The sequence below is a fragment of the Paenibacillus sp. FSL L8-0158 genome (assembly GCF_038592965.1).
Lineage (GTDB): Bacteria > Bacillota > Bacilli > Paenibacillales > Paenibacillaceae > Paenibacillus > Paenibacillus polymyxa_D.
Genome location: NZ_CP151949.1, coordinates 5024214 through 5043301 on the forward strand (window position 1 = coordinate 5024214; position 19088 = coordinate 5043301).

Annotated in this window: 1 protein-coding gene; it reads right to left on the bottom strand. The window is 57.2% G+C overall.

The window, feature by feature from the left end:
* Positions 1–181: 181 nt before the first annotated feature.
* Entirely contained in the window at positions 182–19015 is an 18834-nt protein-coding gene (locus NSQ68_RS22325; RefSeq protein WP_342427218.1) for a non-ribosomal peptide synthase/polyketide synthase, read from the bottom strand.
* Positions 19016–19088: the final 73 nt, after the last annotated feature.

Genomic DNA, 19088 nt, shown 5'->3' on the forward strand with positions numbered 1-19088 from the left:
ATCCCAAAGGTAAACTAAGATTTCTGTTGTGTTTTGTCGATTTTCCAATAAATTGAAATAGTTACTCAGCGGCACTTGACGTCAGATTCCTGTGGTGGATTTTTCCTCTTTATTTGAAAAAAAACACCCGGCAGGATGCGTACCGAGAGAAATACGGCATACACCCAAACCGGGTAAGGGATTAGAAAATAATATCAATGGCCTCTAGCACATCTTGCTCCTGTTCGGATTGCCCGTTCAGGGAAATATCCTTCAACAGCACCGAAGGCTGTTCGCAAATTTGGGTGATGATCACGAGCAGGTCCTGAGCGAAATTGTCGATCAGATTGCGCGTAAACAACTTGGTGGCATATTCAAACTGCCCGTTCATTCCATCATCCAGCAACGAAATGACCAAGGTAAGATCAAATTGGGAAACCGTATGAGTTTCCGGATAAGATTCGATCTTGATATCCCCGAAGCTTTGAACGTTATCTTCCTTGGTTTCCAGAACAAACATGACATCGAATACAGGATTGCGGCTTTGATCTCGCGGCGCCTGCAGCTTTTTCACAAGCTCCTCGAACGGATAATCCTGGTGGTCGTAGGCCCCCAGCATCGTTTCTTTGACTTCGTTCAAGTAAGCGAGGAACGTCTTTTCCCCGGACGGATAATGGCGAATCGCCAAAGTGTTGACAAACATTCCGATGAGCGGCTCCAGGTCGGCATGTGTGCGGCCCGAAACCGGCGTGCCTACAATGAAGTCTTCTTGTCCCGAGTACTTGCTGAGCAGGATTGAATAGGCCGCCAATAACACCATATAAAGGGTGGCACCGTTCTCATCGGCGATGCGCTGCAAGCTGTCGGTCATCTGCTTGTCGATGCTGAAAGGCAGCACATCTCCCTCAAAGCTGCGAGCAGCAGGTCTGACAAAGTCCGTAGGCAGTTCAAGCGTCGGCAGTTCGCCTTCCAGCACGTCCAGCCAGTAGGCTTCCTGACGTTTCAGCCGCTCTTTTACAGGTTCGGACTGCTGCCAAGCGGCGAATTCCTTGTATTGAATCCGAAGCGGTTCCAGAGTCTCGCCGTTATACAGGCGCAGCAGCTCTTCGACGAAGATGCCCATCGACATGCCATCCGTGACGATATGATGAATGTCCAGCATGAGCAGATGCCGTTCCGCTTCCCATTCGACTAAGCCCACACGCAGCAGCGGCGGCCGCTCCAAATCAAAGACGCGCACAAAGCCGTCTACGATGCTCTTCGTTTCACTTTCCGTCGCTTTCGTATACTCGACGGCAAACTTCAAGTCCGGATAAATTCGTTGTACCGGTTCGCCGTCGACCATTTCGAAGCCGGTTCGCAAAATTTCGTGACGAGCTATCAATCCTTTGAGCGCCGCCTCGAATTGATTCCGTTCCAAGCGCCCGACGAGAACCGTCATGCCGGACATGTTGTAGCTAAGCTCGGCGCCTTCCATCTGCTGCTGGATGTACAGCCGTTTTTGCACGGAGGAAAGCGGATAGTAATCCCTCTTATCCAGAACCGGAATGGAGAGGTGTTCCTGCCGCTCCAATTGGCTGATCGCTTCGGCCATCGCTTCGATGTTCGAGTGCCGGAACACATCGCGCAGCGGCAGGTCCACGCTCAGCTCCTTGTGCACCTTGCTGACCAGCGTCGTCGCCCGCATGGAGTGCCCGCCGAGGTCGAAGAAGTTGTCCGTCACGCCAATCGTGACCGGCCCGAGCACGTCCTGCCAGATGGCGACCAGTTTCGCCTCCAGTTCGGTGCGCGGCGCCACGTATTCGCGGCCTGCGCTTGCTCCCCCTTCCGGCGCCGGCAGCGCCTTCCGGTCGATTTTCCCGTTCGGCGTCAGAGGCAGGCGCTCCAGCTCGACGAAATACGACGGGATCATGTAACCCGGCAGCTCGCTGGAGATCGCCCGTTTCAGGTCTGCCGCCGTCAGTTCGCCATCCGTTGTGTAGTACGCGCACAGCGCTTTCTGCCCGTTCGCGTCACTTCGAACCAGCACCACCGCTTCGCGCACGCCTTCCACCCGCAGCAGCTGCGACTCGATCTCGCCCGTCTCAATCCGGTAGCCCCGGATTTTCGCCTGGTTGTCGATCCGGCCGATGAAGTCCACGTTCCCGTCCTCCATCCACCGCGCCAAGTCTCCCGTGCGGTACAGCCGCTCGCCCGCGGCGAACGGACTGTCTACAAACTTCTCTTCCGTCAGCTCCGGACGGTTCAAGTACCCGCGCGCCACTCCGACTCCGCCGATGACCAGCTCGCCCAGCACCCCGACCGGCACCGGATTCAGATGCGCATCCACGATGTAGAATTTCGCATTCAGCCACGCTTTGCCGATCGGCACATGGCCTGTCTGCGGCAGCTTCGTCAGCGGCTCGTCGTAGAAGCTTGAGTCGATCGCCGCTTCCGTCACGCCGTATGCGTTGATGATCCGGAACAACGAGCCGAAGCGTTCCTGCAAGGTCCGGTAATCCGCCACGCTGCAGCTGTCCGAGCTCGTGATCAACAGCTCCAACGGGCTCATATCCAGTTGCTGATCGTGCACGTACTCCAGGAACGGCACGATCAGCGCCGGCGTCGATTCGAAGATGGTGACCCGCTCCCGCTCAATCCAGTAGTGCAGACGAGACGGATCGATCCGGTCGTCCTTCGGCACAATCACCATCGTGCCTCCGTTGTACAGCGTCCGCGCGATATCTCCCACGAACACGTCGAACGAGAAGCTTGCGAGCTGCAGCAGCCGCACCGGGAACTGATCCAACCGGTATTCCCTCCGGTAGCCCGCCGCCGTGTTCACCAGGCTGCGGTGCTCGATCATCACGCCCTTCGGCTTGCCCGTCGTTCCCGACGTATAGATCACGTACGCCAGATCCTTCGGACGGGCTTCATGGAAGCTGTCGGTGCCAACATTCTGATGGCTCTCATCGCCGTCGTCCACAGCATCCGTCAGCTTGCCGGAGACCATGCCGGAGCCAATCGGCGCATTCGCCCGCTCCTCGCTGTACGACGCTTCGTCGTCGAGGTACAGCACCGCCGCCAGCGCCAGCTCCTCTTCGCCGAGCCAGGCTTCGGCACGCTCTCGCAGCGCCGTTTGCGTCAGCAGTACCTTCGCTCCGCTGTCTTCAAGCATGAACCGCACGCGGTCCGCCGGATAATCCGGGTCGAGCGGCACATACGCCCCGCCCGCTTTCCAGACGGCCAGCACGGCCACCAGCAAGTCCACCGAACGCTCGGCGAGAATGCCGACGATCGTCTCCCGGCCGATGCCGCTTGCGCGCAGCGTGGCCGCCAAGCGGTTCGCCCGCTCGTTCAGCTCCGCATACGTCAGCCGGTCGTTCTCGTACACGACGGCCGCCTCTTCCGGCGTGCGTTCCGCCTGTTCCTCAAACAGCCGGTGGAACGCGGCCGCAGGAGCCGCTTCCGGCTGCGCCGGGTTGAACGCGCCGAGAATTTGCTCTTTTTCCGCCGGTGTCAAAATGCCCAGCTCGGCAATAGTCGCCGACGGGTTGCGGAGAATGGATTCAAGCAGCTGCAAGTAGTGAGCGGCCAATTTCTCCACCGTTTCGGTTTTATAAAGAGCAGTGGCGTATTCAAACAGATATTCCAAGCCTTCCTCGATCTCCGTGACGTCCAAGCTGAGATCGAATTTAGAAACAATTTCTTCGCTGGCATACGTCGACAAATGGAGTCCGGGAAGCTGGATTTCCAAATTCTCTGTATTCTGCAAAGCAAACATCGTATCGAACAGCGGATTGCGGCATAAATCGCGAGCCACGTTCACCTTATCCACCAGTTCCTCAAACGGATAATTCTGATGTTCAAAAGCGCCCAGTGTCGTCTCCTTGATTTCCTTCAAGTAGTCAAGGAACGTCTTACCGGCAGCCGGATAACTGCGGATGGCCAGGGTATTGACGAACATCCCGATCAGCGGCTGAACGTCGCTGTGATTTCTTCCCGCAATCGGCGTACCGACCACCACGTCTTCTTGCCCTGTATATTTATGCAATAATATTGTATAACCAGCAAGCAGAACCATGTAAAGCGTTGCGCCGTTCTCGGCTGCAAGCCGTTTCAGACCCTCGCTTTTCTCGCTATGCATAAACAATTGCAGCGTGCGGCCCTCGTAGCTCTGCATAGCCGGGCGCGGATAGTCCGTCGGCAATTCCAAAACCGGCAGCTCTCCGCGGAACATGTCGAGCCAGTAGGCTTCCTGCTTGGCAAGCTGAGCTTTCTGCTCGTCCGATTGCTGCCATACCGCATAATCTTTGTACTGAATGCGGAGCGGCTCCAACTGCTCCCCGCTGTACAAGCGGACGAACTCTTCGATCAGTACGTCAATCGAAACGCCGTCAGATACGATATGATGCGTATCGAACATTAGAATGTGCCGGTCCGGCGCCAGTTCGGCAAGGCCTACCCGTAGAAGTGGCGGCTTCGCTAGATCAAACGGACGAACGAATTGACGCACCGTTTCTTCCGCCTGCTCCCCGCTGATCTGCACATATTCCACCTGGAAGGCGGCTTCTTCGTAAATCCGCTGAACCGCTTCGCCTTTTACCATCTCAAAGCCGGTACGCAGCGTTTCATGACGAGCTACGAGCCCGCGGAACGCTTCTTCAAACCGCTGCCGGTCGAGCTCCCCTTCGAGCAGCATAGCTCCCGGTATGTTGTAGCTCAGCTCGGCTCCTTCCAGCTGGTTCAAGATATAGAGACGTTTCTGAGCGGAAGAGAGCGGATAATACTCGCTAGGTTCCGCAGCCGGAATAGCCGTGAACGAGCCGATCTCCAGCCGCTCCATAGCCGCGGCCATTTCCTCAACCGTCGAGTAGCGGAATACGTCGCGAAGCGGGAATTCAACGCCTAGCTCCTTATGCATTTTGCTGACAAGCGTCGTCGCCCGCAGGGAGTGTCCGCCGAGGTCGAAAAAGTTGTCCGTTACGCCTACCGCCTTCTCCCGAACAAGCACATCCTGCCAAATGGCGGCCAGCTTCGCCTCAAGTTCGGTGCGCGGCGCCACGTATTCGCGGCCTCCGCCTGCTCCCCCTTCCGGTGCCGGCAGCGCCTTCCGGTCGATCTTTCCGTTCGGCGTCAGAGGCAGGCGCTCCAGCTCCACGAAGTACGACGGGATCATGTAACCCGGCAGCTCGCTGGCAATCGCCCGCTTCAGGTCCGCCGCCGTCAAGCCTTCTTCCGCTGTATAATAAGCGCACAAAGCTTTCTGACCTTCTTGATCTTCCCTGACGACGACGACCGCTTCCTTCACGCCACCTACACTCAGCAGCTTCGCTTCGACTTCGCCCGTCTCAATCCGGTACCCCCGGATTTTCGCCTGGTTGTCGATCCGGCCGATGAAGTCCACGTTCCCGTCCTCCATCCACCGCGCCAAGTCTCCCGTGCGGTACAGCCGCTCGCCCGCGGCGAACGGGCTGTCTACGAACTTCTCTTCTGTCAGCTCCGGACGGTTCAAGTACCCGCGCGCTACCCCAACTCCGCCGATAACCAGCTCGCCCAGCACCCCGACCGGCACCGGGTTCAGATGCGCGTCCACGATGTAGAATTTCGCATTCAGCCACGCTTTGCCGATCGGCACATGGCCTGTCTGCGGCAGCTTAGCCAGCTCCTCGTCGTAGAAGCTTGAGTCGATCGCCGCTTCCGTCACGCCGTATGCGTTGATGATCCGGAACAACGAGCCGAAGCGTTCCTGCAAGGTCCGGTAATCCGCCACGCTGCAGCTGTCCGAGCTCGTGATCAACAGCTCCAACCGGCTCATATCCAGTTGCTGATCGTGCACGTACTCCAGGAACGGCACGATCAGCGCCGGCGTCGATTCGAAAATTGTGACCCGCTCCCGCTCAATCCAGTGGTGCAGACGAGACGGATCGATCCGGTCGTCCTTCGGCACAATCACCATCGTGCCTCCGTTGTACAGCGTCCGCGCGATATCTCCCACGAACACGTCGAACGAGAAGCTTGCGAGCTGCAGCAGCCGCACCGGGAACTGATCCAACCGGTATTCCCTCCGGTAGCCCGCCGCCGTGTTCACCAGGCTGCGGTGCTCGATCATCACGCCCTTCGGCTTGCCCGTCGTTCCCGACGTATAGATCACGTACGCCAGATCCTCTGGACGGGCTTCATGGAAGCTGTCGGCATTCGTCCGCTCCTCGCTGTACGAAGTTTCGTCGTCGAGGTACAGCACCGCCGTCAGCGCCAGCTCCTCTTCGCCGAGCCAGGCTTCGGCGCGCTCTCGCAGCGGTGTTTGCGTCAGCAGTACCTTCGCTCCGCTGTCTTCAAGCATGAACCGCACGCGCTCCGCCGGATAATCCGGGTCGAGCGGCACATACGCCCCGCCCGCTTTCCAGACGGCCAGCACGGCCACCAGCAAGTCCACCGAACGCTCGGCGAGAATGCCGACGATCGTCTCCCGCCCGATGCCGCTTGCGCGCAGCGTGGCCGCCAAGCGGTTCGCCCGCTCGTTCAGCTCCGCATACGTCAGCCGGTCGTTCTCGTACACGACGGCCGCCTCTTCCGGCGTGCGCTCCGCCTGTTCCTCGAACAGCCGGTGGAATGCGGCCGCAGGAGCCGCTTCCGGCTGCGCCGGGTTAAACGCGCCAAGAATTTGCTCTTTTTCCGCCGCCGTCAAAAGCTCCAACTGATTCACGCGGATGTTCGGGTTAGCCGCAACCTTCTCCAGTGCCCGGGCAAAATGACCGTGGATCAGCCTGATGTCTTCCTCTCTGAACGTCAGCGCATTGTACGTAAACCGCAGCAAAATATGCTCTTCCGGAATGACGGTAATGTCCAGGTCGTAGTTCGTTTGCTCCGGCGACTGGATATTAGCGATTTTCAGCGCTTCTTTGTCTCCTCCGACGACCTGCTCAATCTGTTCTTCCATCGGATAATTTTCAAAGACCATGATATGGTTGATCAAGTCGCGCTTTTGCTCGCTCAGCGACTGAATTTCGAACAACGGGAACGTTTCGTAAGCTCCCGATACCAGCGCTTGACCCTGGGTTTTTCTCAAGATATCGGCTACCGTCTCCTCGGCTTTGCCTTGAATACGGACCGGGATCGTATTAATAAACAGGCCGATCATGCTTTCGATGCCCGGAATTTCCGCCGGACGCCCGGATACGACGGAGCCGAATACGACATCCTCGCTGTTGTTGTATACCTGCAGAACCAGTCCCCATACGGTCTGCATGAACGTATTGAGCGTCACCTGCTGCTGGCGCGCCACCCGCTCGATTTGCCCGGTCAGTTCCTTGCTGAGTTCCACATCGATTTCAGCCGCTTCAAAAGCGCCCTGCTTCAGCTGCGGTTTCTCCTGGGGCAGCTTGGTCTGCTGATCGTAACCCGCCAAATACTCGGACCAGTAACGCGAAGCTTTCGCGGCATCTTGAGCTTCCAGCCATTCGATATACCGGGAGTACGAGGTAACCGGAGGAAGCTCCAGCGTCCGCTTCTCCTGGAACGCGAAGTAGGTGTCGAACACTTCCTTGATCATGAAGGACATGCACCAGCCGTCCATCAAAATGTGATGGTGACTCCAGATCACATGGTAGGACTCGTCGCCCGTGCGCAAAACTGTCACGCGCATAAGAGAGCCTCGGGCCAAATCGAACTTGTTCGCTTTATCCGCGCTAACGAAATCGGCTATCGTCTTCTCCGGGTCTTCATCGCTTACCGAGCGGATATCTTCGAAGTACACTTCACACTTCCGCTCGCGGAATACCACTTGAATCGGCTCGTCTCTCCAGCCGGTAATAAAGTTGGTCCGCAGCGTCTCATTCCGCTGCACCAGCGTATCCAATCCTTGGGTGAAGGCTTCGACATTCAGGCTTCCGTACAGATCGAAGGTCACCTGTTCGAAGTAAGCTTCCGAATCGGCATCCAGCAGGCTGTGGAACAACATCCCTTTTTGCAGCGGAGTCATGGTGTATACATTCTCCAGTTCGCCGAGCGCCGCCGTATGTTCGGCCAGCCGCTCCAGTTCCTCCAACGTCACATCTTGAAGCAGTACGTCGCTAGGCGTAAGCTCCGGCCGCTCTTTCGATATGCAATGGCTGATGACTTCACGCAAGCTCGAATGAAGCAGGGTGCCCAGGCGCTCTACCGTTTCCCGTTTATACTGGGTTTCCCCATAACGGATCGTGAGTTCCTGCACTCCTTCCGACACCATACCGTTGATATCGAGAACATAATCCATCACTGCATTCGGGCTTGAATCGGAGCCCGGGCTGAACGGAGACGGCCTCGAGCCGCTGCTTTCGTAATCCTGGTCGAACTGTCCCAAATAGTTAAAGCTGATCTCCGGCTCCAAAGCGAAGCGCTCGCCGTCACGCGGCGCCGACAAATAACGCAGGATGCCGTAGCCGATTCCTTTGTTCGGAATGCGGCGCAAGCTTTCTTTAACCTGTTTCACCTGATGACCGAGCGCCTGGGCGTGCCCCGGCTCCAGAACGACAGGGAATTGGCTTGTAAACCAGCCTACCGTGCGCGTAATGTCCACATCCGGCAAAATATCTTCCCGGCCGTGGCCTTCGAGATTCACCAGCACGCGTTCCCGGCCGCTCCAAGCTTGTACCGCGAGGCCAAGCGCGGCAAGCAGCAAATCGTTCATTTCCGTATGGTAAGCACGGTGTGCCTGCTTCAGCAGCTGTTCGGTTTCCTCCGCCGTCCAGCGAACGGTCACGAGCCCGCTGTCCTTCAGCTTGGATCTGCCTTGTTCAAAATCTTTCGGAAGCGGCTCATAGGTCAATTGCTCGATATGCTGCCAATACTCTCTTTCGCTTTCCATCGCCGGACCATTCGCATAATCAGCGAGCTGTTTCGCCCACGTTTGGAATGAATCCGTTTTGAGCGGCAGACGGATCGGCTGCCCTTGCAACGCCTGCTCATAGCCGGCAGCAAAATCCTCAAGCAGAATCCGCCAGGATACGCCGTCTACAACCAAGTGATGGATCGCGATGAGCAGGTGGTCGCCGTCGTCGCAGCGGAACAAGCCGAGCTTCACCAGCGGACCGTTTTCCAGATCGATGCTCGCTTGAATGTCATTCGCCTTAGCCTCTACCGCTTCTTTCACGTCGCCGACTCCCTTGAAATCGACAACTTCCAGATCGAACAGCGCTTCGTTCTCCCCGGCGCCGCGGTTCCAGGCGGTATAGCCGTTCTCGGTTTGGCGGTAAACCGTACGGAGAGCATCGTGATGCACGACAAGCTGACGCACCGCTTGGCGTAAAGCTTCTTCGTCAAAGCCTTGCTTGGAGAACTGCATGAACGCCTGGTTGCTGTGATGCACGTCGGCCGGATTTTGTTCAAAGAACCAGCGCTGAATCGGGGTCAAGATGACCTCTCCCGTCACTTCGGCCTGGCTTGCCGTTCTCTCCGCCGTTTGCAGCTGCAAACTAAGGGCGGAAATCGTCGGGTAATGGAACAAATCTTTCATGACCAGCTTGTACCCCGTTTGCAAAAGACGGGACGATACCTGCAAGGCCTTGATCGAATCGCCGCCGAGCGCAAAGAAATTGTCCATCGTGCCGACCTGATCCACGCCCAGCACCGACTGCCAGACCGACGCAAGTGCTTGCTCGGCAGGAGTACGAGGCGCCGTGTATGCAGCCTCGGCACGAATGCTTCCTTCCGGTACAGGCAGCGCTTTACGGTCGATCTTCCCGTTCGGCGTAAGCGGCATTTGATCCAGGCGCATGATGCGCGAAGGCACCATATGGGAAGGCAGCGCGGCGTCCAGATGGGCCACAAGCCCTTCCAGATCGAAGCTGGAATCCGCTACGACATACCCGCACAAATATTTCTGCCCCCGCTCGTCCGTCCGGTCGATGACAAGCGCTTGACGCACGCCGGCAAAATTTTTCATGGCCGCTTCAATTTCACCAAGCTCGATCCGATAGCCGCGAATTTTCACCTGGTTGTCGATTCGGCCGATGAAGTCCACGTTGCCGTCCGGCATCCAGCGCGCCAGGTCGCCCGTCCGGTACAGCCGCTCCCCAGCGGCGAACGGGCTGTCTACGAATTTCTCCGCCGTCAAATCCGGGCGGTTCAAGTAACCGCGGGCCACACCCGCTCCGCCGATAACCAGCTCGCCCAACACCCCGATCGGCACCGGCTTCAGATTCGCATCCACGATGTAGAACTTGGCGTTCAGCCACGCTTTCCCGATCGGCACGCTGCCCGTCTTCGGCAGCTTCTCCAGCGGCTCGTCATAGAAGCTGGAGTCAATCGCCGCTTCCGTTACGCCGTAGCTGTTAATAATACGGAACTGCGAGCAGAAGCGCTCCTGCAAGGTGCGGTAATCCGCTACGCTGCACGCATCCGAGCTTGTGATCAGCAACTGCATCGAGCTGAGGTCCAGACCCTCGGCATGCACATGCTCCATGAACGGCACGATCAGCGCCGGCGTCGATTCGAACACCGTCACGGCGTAGTCGCGAATCCAGCCGTAGAGGCGGGTTGGATCAATCCGGTCGTCCTTCGGCACGATGACCATGGTGCCGCCGTTGTACAGCGTCCGCGCAATGTCGCCGACGAACACGTCGAACGAGAAGCTGGCGAGCTGCAGCAACCGGATCGGGAACTGATCCAGGCGGTATTCCCGCCGGTAGCCCGCCGCCGTGTTCACCAGGCTGCGGTGCTCGATCATCACGCCCTTCGGCTTGCCCGTCGTACCGGAGGTGTAGATGACGTAAGCCAAATCGCGCGGCTTGTTCACATTCGCCGGATTCGATGCGAGATCCGCCGCTAGTACGTTCTTCTCGGCTTCTGCCGTGGCGGACGTTTCGGCAGAAGCCATTTCCGCTTGCGCCAAAGCCTCCGCCTCTGCGCCTGCTTCGCCCACAGCCGCTCCGAGGCTGTACGTCGCGGCGTCGTCAAGCGCAAGCACCGTTTGCAGCACTAGAGCTCCGTCGCTGCGCCAAGCTTCCGCCTGCTCCAGCAGGCGGGTCTGTGTGAGCAGCACCGACGCCCCGCTGTCCGCGAGCATATACTCGATCCGCTCCGCCGGATAGTCCGGGTCGAGCGGCACATAAGCGCCGCCCGCTTTCCATACGGCGAGCACCCCGATCAACAGCTCCGCCGAACGGCCGGCCAGAATGCCGACCACCTGCTCCGGCTTCACCCCGCGCGCCCGCAGTGCATACGCCAGACGATTCGCTTTGGCGTTCAGCTCCGCATACGTCAGCTTGCTGTCTTCGTAGACAACCGCCAGCGCTCCCGGAGTGCGCTCCGCCTGCTCCTCGAACAGCTCGTGGAACGTTCTCTCTCCCCACGACTCATCCGCTTCCAAACCTGTACCCTCTGCGGCGGGTTGCTTCGCAAGAGCCGAAGACGACACGTCAAACCCGACCAGCAAATCATGCTTTTCGCTGTCCGTCAAGATATCCAAATCCGAAATCCGCGCACCCGGCTGAGCCAGGATCGACGCCAATAGCTGCTCGTAATGACCCGCCAGCCGTACCATCGTTTCCTGTCTAAACAACGAGGTAGCGTACTCGATCTTGCAAACCAGCTCGTTATCGGCTTCCACGATATCAAGGCTAAGATCAAACTTTGCCGTCTTTTCCTCGATGTCGAACAGCGACCATTGCAAGCCTTCCATGGTTAAATCCAAGCTTTCGTGTTTTTGCAAAGAAAACATGGTGTCAAACAGAGGATTCCGGCTTAAATCCCGGCTCACCTGAAGAGCTTCCACCAGCTCCTCGAACGGATAGTCCTGGTGCTCGTAGGCTCCAAGCGTCGTTTCCTTCACTTCCTGCAAGTAATCCAGGAACGTCCGCTCCGCCGCCGGACCCAAGCGAAGGGCCAGCGTATTGACGAACATGCCGATAATCGGCTGCAGGTCGGCGTGAGAACGGGCGGCAATCGGAGTGCCGACCACTATATCTTCCTGTCCCGCGTATTTATGAAGCAATACGGAGTACGCAGCCAGCAGAAGCATGTACAGCGTCGCCCCCGAATCGCCGGCAAGCCGTTTGAGAGCTTCGCTTTTCTCCGCATCCAGCGTAAACGTGAGCGTTTGACCGTCAAACTGCTGGACGGCCGGGCGGGAGAAGTCGAGAGGCAGCTCAAGAACCGGAAGCTCGGAGCTGAATACCCCGCGCCAGTATTCCTCCTGCCGTTTGATGCGCTGGCGCTGCTCCTCGGATTGCTGCCAAACGGCGTAATCCTTATATTGAATCCGCAGCTCCGGCAATTCTTCCCCATTGTAAAGCCGCACGAATTCGCGCAGCAGCACGTCCATGGAAAGGCCGTCGGAACCAATATGATGAATATCCAGCGCGAGCAGGAATTTCTCTTTCTCCAGTTCGATCAGCAGGGCGCGCAGCAAAGGCGGCTGGGTCAAGTCAAAAGGCTGAATGAAGCCTTCAAGAATGGCTGCAACCTGATCTTCGCTTGCTTGAAGCTTCTCGACCTTGAAAGCTACGAGCGGATGAATACGCTGAACCGGCTCCCCATTCACGATTTCAAAACCGGTGCGCAGCATATCATGCCGGGCCACCAAAGTAGTCAGCGCCTTTTCCACTTTGGCCTCGTTCAAAGCCCCTTCCAACTGCAAGGCGCTTGGGAGGTTGTAATTCAGCTCCGAGCCATCCAGCTGGTGCAGGACGTACAGCCTTTTTTGCGCGGAGGAAACCGGATAGTACGCTTTCTCTTCCGCTTTCGGAATTGAGCTGTGCCGCGTTTCTTCCAAGCTGGCAATAGCCCCGGCCATCGACTCTACCGTCGTATAGCGGAACACATCGCGCAGCGGAAGTTCGACGTTCATTTCCTTCTGAATCTTGCTGACAAGGTTCGTCGCCCGCAAGGAGTGGCCTCCGAGCTCGAAGAAATTGTCCAGGACTCCAATGCCGGAGTAGCCCAGCACTTCCTCCCAGATCTTCACAAGCTGGGACTCCGTCCGGTTACGCGGTGCTACATATTCGACGCCCGTCTGCAAGCTGCCTTGCGGCTCCGGCAGCGCTTTGCGGTCTACTTTGCCGTTGGCCGTCAGCGGCATGCGCTCCAGCTGCACGAAGTACGACGGGATCATGTACCCCGGCATTTCCTGGGCCAGCGAGGTTCTCATTTCGCTGGCCGTCAGCGTCCGGTCCGCCACAAAGTAGGCGACAAGCGCCTTCTCGCCCCCGCCGTCCTGACGGGCGAGCACCACCGCTTCTTCCACGCCCTCGACGTTCAGCAGCTGCGTCTCGATTTCGTCCAGCTCGATCCGGTAGCCGCGGATTTTCACCTGATGATCGATCCGGCCCAGGTATTCGATGTTGCCGTCCGGCAGCCAAGCCGCCAAGTCGCCCGAGCGGTACAGTTTCTCCCCCTCCGCAAACGGGGAATCGACGAACTTCTCCGCCGTCAGATCCGGGCGGTTCAGGTATCCTCTCGCAAGGCCTTCCCCGGCCACGTACATTTCGCCCGCTACGCCGATCGGCACAGCGCGGCGGTTTTCATCAAGGACGTACACGCTCAGCGTCGGGATCGGCTTGCCGATATTGCTCTTCGCCGCCTCCATTTCGACCCACGTGATTTCCTTATACGTAACGTGAACCGTCGTCTCGGTAATGCCGTACATATTAATCAGCTTCGTCTCCGGGTACTTCGTCTTGAAGCCCTTGAGCAGCAGCGGACTGAGCGCTTCGCCCCCGAAGATGACGTTGCGAATCCGCAGATCGTACGGATGGTCCGCCAAGACCTCACGTAGCAGCTGGTAGAAGTACGTTGGCGTCTGGTTCAAAATCGTGACCTGTTCGCGGCCCAGCAGCGCCAGGAAATCGGCCGGATTTTTCGCCGTGAGTGGCGGTACGATGACCAGCTTGCCTCCATACAGCAGCGCTCCGTACATTTCCCAGACGGAGAAATCGAAGCAGAACGAGTGGAACAGCGTCCACGTGTCGGACGGCCCGAAGTCGAACAGGTTCTTGTCGTTGAACAGGAGGCGCACGACATTCTTATGCTCGATCAGCGTTCCTTTCGGTCTGCCGGTCGTTCCCGACGTGTAGATGACATAAGCCAGGTTGCCCGGCCCGGAAATCGGCTCCAAGTTCGAAGCGTCCAGCGCATCGGCGGAGTCCGCCCCTCTGTCGCCCCAAACGAAATCGTCCAATTCGAGGCGCGTTCCTGCGAAGTCGGTCTTCTCGTGCAGATGCTTTTGAATCAGCAATAACGGCGCGCCCGAATCCTCGATCATGAAGCGGATGCGCTCCTCCGGGTAGTCGGGATCGACAGGCACGTATGCTCCGCCCGCTTTGAGAATCGCCAGAATGCCGACAACCATATCGAGCGAGCGTTCGGCCAGAATCGCTACCAGCTGGTCCGCTTCTACTCCCGTCTCCCGCAGCTTCCGCGCAAGGCGGTTGGATCGCTCGTTCAGCTCGCGGTAGGTCAGCTGCCGCTCGTTCATGACGGCGGCCACGTTGTCTGGGTAAAGCTCCGCCTGCTCTTCGAACAAGCCGTGAATCGTCTGCTGCCGCGGGTAGTCCGCCTCCGAATCGTTGAAACCGCGCACCAGCTCGCGGATTTCCTCCTCCGTGAGCATTTCCAGCGAGGCAATATCCCCGTCCGGCCCTGCTGCGATGGTTTCGAGCAGCTTGTCATAATGTCTGGCGAACCGCTCCGCGGTCTCCTGTTTATACAAAGCCGTAGCGTACTCCAACCGGCATTCGAGCTGACCGTCCAGCTCCGAAATATCCAGGAGCAGCTCGAACTTGGATGTTTGGTTTTCCAGTGGATAAAACGATTGCTCCAGCCCCTCGATGACAATTTGCTCGTTCTCCGTATTTTGTAGGGAGAAGAACGTGTCAAAGAGCGGATTCCGGCCGGTCGCGCGCGGAATGTGAAGACTTTCCACCAAGTCTTCGAACAAATAATTTTGGTGTTCGAAAGCCCCGAGTGTGATGTCCTTGATTTCTTCCAGGTACGAAAGGTACGGCTTGGAACGCTCCGGACGGCTGCGAATGGCCAGCGTGTTGATAAACATCCCTACGATCGGCTGTACTTCTTCCTGCGTTCTTCCGGCAATCGGCGTGCCTACGATCAGATCTTCCTGACCCGAATATTTATGCATAAGGATGGTGTAAGCCGACAGCAGCACCATGTACAGGGTCGTCCCTGTCCGTGCCGCCAGCTCTTTCAGCTTCTCCGTCCGATCTTTCTCGATATAAAACTTCACGGTTCGGCCGTCAAAGCTTTGCACCGCAGGCCGCGGGAAGTCCGTCGGTAGCTCCAAGACCGGCAGCTCGCCCGACAGCTGTTCCAGCCAATACTCCTTCTGCGGCTGGAGCATCTGCCCGTAAGCTTCGGAATGCTGCCAAACGGCATAATCTTTGTATTGAATACGCAGCGGGGCCAGCTCCTCGCCCCGATACAGGCGGCTGAACTCGTCGAAGAGCAGCGCTGTCGAAATGCCGTCCGAGACGATATGGTGCATATCGAACAGCAGAATGTGGCGATCCGCGGCGACTTCGATCAGGCCGATGCGGAGAAGTGGCGGCTTGGTCAGATCAAACGGGTGATAGTAAGCTTCCACCACTTGCTCCACTTCCCGCTCGCTCGCTTGGAAATAATCGACAGCAAACTCCACCTCGTCATAGATGCGCTGGACAAGCTCGCCTTGAACCTGCTCGATCCCGGTACGCAGCGTCTCATGGCGCTGAATCAGCGCCCGGAACGCGTGCTCGACGCGCGTGCGGTCCAGCTTGCCTTCGAGAAGAAGCGCCGCCGACATATTGTAGCTGCGCTCGGCCCCGTCAAGCTGGCGCAGGACGTACAGACGCTTTTGCTCGGATGAAACCGGATAGTACTCGGCCTCAGCCGCCTTTGTAATCTCATACGTCTCCTGCTGCCTTAAACCGCCGATTCTTTGGGCCAGCTGTTCGATCGTGGTGTAGCGGAAAACTTCCCGCAGCGGAACCTCGACTTGCAGCTCTTTCCGAATCTTGGAAACAAGCGTGGAGGCCCGCAAGGAATGACCACCCAAGTCAAAGAAATCGTCTTGGACTCCAACTCGCGCAATACCCAGCACCTGCTGCCAAATGAGAGCAAGTCTTGTTTCCAGCGTTGTGCGAGGAGCCACATACTCACGGCCTGCTTCTACCTCTCCGGTCGGTTCAGGCAGCGCTTTACGGTCAATTTTGCCGTTCGGCGTGAGCGGAAGCTTATCAAGAGACACCAGCCGGGCCGGGACCATATGGGCCGGCAGCTCTTGCTTCAATTGGGACAGCAGATCGCTCAGCTGCAAGGAAGCATCCGCCGCCACGTAGCCGCACAAATACTTTTGCCCCTGCTCATCCGTACGGTCGGTCACCACAGCCTGCTTGACGCCAGGGAAACGCAGCAGGGCCGTTTCAATTTCGCCGAGTTCGATCCGGAACCCGCGAATTTTCACCTGATAGTCGATCCGGCCGATGAAGTCGACGTTGCCGTCTTCCAGCCAGCGGGCCAAATCGCCTGTCCGGTACAGACGTTCGCCCGGTACAAACGGGCTGTCCGCAAACTTCTCGGCGGTTAGGTCCGGACGGTTCCAGTACCCGCGCGCCACCCCGGCGCCGCCGATGACAAGCTCGCCCGGAACCCCTACAGGAACCGGCTTTAACGCGGCATCGACAATGTAAAACCGGGCGTTCAGCCAAGCTTTGCCGATCGGCACATGACCCGACGGCGGCAGCTTATCCAGCGGCTCACCGTAAAAGCTGCTGTCAATGGCCGCTTCGGTAACGCCATAGCTGTTGATGATGCGGAATTGTCCGCCGAATCTTTCCTGCAGCAATCGGTAATCGGTGACACTGCAAGCATCCGAGCTGGTAATCAGCAACTGCATGGAGCTAACGTCCAGCCCTTCTTCATAAATATGCTGCATGAACGGTAGGATGAGCGCAGGCGTCGATTCGAATACCGTAATGTTTTGGTCCCGAATCCAGCCGTATAAGAGGTTCGGATCAATCCGGTCATCCTTCGGCACAATCACCATCGTGCCTCCGTTATACAGCGTCCGCGCGATGTCTCCGACGAACACGTCAAACGAGAAGCTGGCCAGCTGCAGCAGCCGCACCGGAAACTGATCCAACTGGTACTCGCGACGGTACGCATCCGCCGTATTCACGAGACTACCGTGCTCGATCATGACGCCTTTCGGGCGTCCCGTCGTACCCGAGGTGTAAATCACATAAGCCAAGTCTTGCGGGGCGCTGCCGGCAGATTCAAATTCCACGGCTAAGGCATCCCCGTTATAAATCTGTTCATCGTCCATGGCATAGACAGCTTGAAGCTTCAGCCGGTCATCGGCCAACCAACCTCTGGTCCGCTCCAACAGATGACGCTGCGTAAGCAGCACCGATGCATCGCTATCGCTGAGCATGTACTCAATCCGCTCCGCCGGATAATCAGGGTCCAGCGGTACATAGGCTCCGCCGGCTTTCCAAACGGCGAGCACCCCGACCAGCAGTTCCACCGAACGCTCCGCCCAGATCCCCGTAATCGTCTCCCTTCCCACGCCCTGTTCGCGAAGGAGAGAAGCCAGCCGCTCGGCGCGTTCGTTCAATTCGCCGTAGGTCAGCTTTTTGTCCATGTAGACGACTGCCGGATGATCCGGAATTTCCCGGGCAAACTTTTCAACATACCGATGAAACGCTTCTCCCTCGCTCAGCCCTGCCACCGGCGGGTTAAAAACGTTGAGAATGCGGTGTCTCTCCTCATCGCTCAGCAGAGAAATCTCGCGTATCGGCAGTTCGGGAGTCTGAAGAAACTGGTCCAGAACGGTTACATACTGTTCCATAATCCGATCAATCTCGGCCGTCTCGAACAGGCCGGTACGATAGGAAGCATGGAGAATTACATGGCCTTCATTCAGCATATGGTCGAAGCGCAGCAGCAAATCGTCCATCTCATGCCTAGCGAAGTGAGCCTCCAGGCGTACCTTGATTTCTTCGTACTCCACGATTTTCAAAGGCAGATATTCCAGAGACGTACGGAACAGCCCCGAAAGATCGTTGCGGCCGTGTTGTTCGCGTAAATCCTGGATCAATTGGTTATAAGGGTATTTTTGATACCGCAGATCCGCCGTATTTTCCTTGGAAACCGTTTGGATCAAGGAAAGCACGTGCCCGTCTGGATTCAGACGAATCCGCGTAGCCACGGTGCTGACGAACATGCCGATCGTTTCTTTTTCCTTCTTGCTGGTGCGATTGGCGAAAACCGTGCCGACCGGAACATCGGTGCTGTCGGTCAGCTTGTACAATAAGGCGTACATGGCGGACAGAAATAACGTATATAAGCTGACCTGATATTGTTCGCTGAAGGCCAGAATGCGTTCATACCGGGAACCGTCCAAAGTGATGGCCAGTTTATTGGATTCGCTGCCGATCGAGAATGGCGGATACGATTTAATGCCGGTCGTTTCAGGCAAAGTGTTGTACTTCGTCAGCCAGTATTCCTTGCCTTTTTGATAACGCTGCGATTGCTCATATTCACGCTCCGCGGAAATATAATCCAGATAGGAAGGGGCCTGGTAACTGCTGGAGATGCCTTTGCGCAGTTCCAGGTATTTTTCCATCACCGCATGCAGCAAAGCATTGACGGACAAGCCGTCGGCGATAATATGATTTACCGTCAAATTGAGCCATACTTGGCCGTTCGCAAAATGGATAATCGTAAATTGGTAGAGGTGTTCGTCGAACACGCTGGCCGGTTTTTCGCTTACTTCTTTCACCCAAGCATAGAATTGTTCGGTTGTGCCTATTTCAAGGCGGCTTATCCTAGCTTGGACATTCTCCGGCTCTTCGAACCACTGCGTTGGATTTTGCAAATCCCCGCTAATGCGGATTCGGAAAACGTCATAGGTTTTGACGATCTCTGCCACCGCTTGCTCCAGAAGCTGTGTGTTGATCTCGCCCGTAATCTGGTAGGTCGCGGAAAGCATCGTGATGGACGTTCCCGGATTCATAATTTCCATGAACCATATTCGGCGCTGGGCTTGCGTTAATCCATATTGCTCGTTGGTATTCTCTCTCACATCGACACACTCCCGGTTTAGAGATTCTTTATAGATAGGCTTTGTACCTAGATGTCACTTAGTCACTCTTAGA